Source organism: Alcanivorax sp. HI0083 (genome assembly GCF_001635175.1).
In genome coordinates this window covers 1-837 of sequence record NZ_LWFX01000350.1, presented here as the reverse complement: position 1 = coordinate 837, position 837 = coordinate 1, and the positions used below count along the sequence as shown (strand labels likewise).

Genomic DNA, 837 nt, shown 5'->3' with positions numbered 1-837 from the left:
TCACCGCTTGCAAGGTGGCAAATTGCCGCCAGGGGTCCAGCCAACCGGGATTATCTTCGCCCATGCCGCCCGCAACGATGGCCTGCGGGTTTTTCTCCAGCACCGACTCCTTGCTGATACGCGGCGCCAGCGTGGGCAGATCGGCAAACACGTTTACGCCGCCACATATCTGAATCGCTTCACTGATCAGATGCTCACGATTCACCGTCATCAATGGCTCTTCCCACACCTGGTAGAACACACTGATTTTTGACGCATCGGCGTAACGTTCACGCAGGGCATCAATGCCGGCACGGAACGCATCCGCCGCGCCCTGCCCAACCTGTTCCGTCCCCGCCAGCCGGGCAAACCGCTCCAGCGTGGTACCCACATCCGCAAACCGGCGCGGTTCGCTGTAATACACCGGTAGACCCAGGGCCTGCAGACGCTCCACCTGGGGCAACGGATTGCCACTGTGCCAGGCCACAATCAGGTCCGGCTTCAGCGCCAACACCGCCTCCAGATCCAGGCGCTTGTAGCTGCCTACCCGCGGTAACTTTTTCGCCGCTGGCGGGTAATCACTAAAACTCACCGCCCCGACCATTTGTCCGCCCGCGCCCGCCGCAAACAGCAATTCGGTGGCACCGGGGGACAAAGCCACGATGCGGCTGGCCGGTTTTTCCAGACAGAGCTCGCGCTGGGTATCGTCGGTGACACACACCGCCGCCATTGCCGTATGAAACAGGGCCAGCATCGGCAACAACAACCCCCAGCGTAATACTCGCATCCACTCACTCCATCTGATGTTGAGAACCTCTGCACTACCTATCGTAGCGCAGGCTCAACATTACCGAACGC

Annotated in this window: 1 protein-coding gene; it reads right to left on the bottom strand. The window is 60.6% G+C overall.

Annotation, left to right across the window (positions count from 1 at the left end; genetic code table 11):
• Positions 1 to 766, bottom strand: a 766-nt coding sequence (locus tag A3754_RS03670; protein WP_063518874.1) for a cobalamin-binding protein, incomplete at its 3' end; no start/stop codon positions are given.
• Positions 767 to 837: the final 71 nt, after the last annotated feature.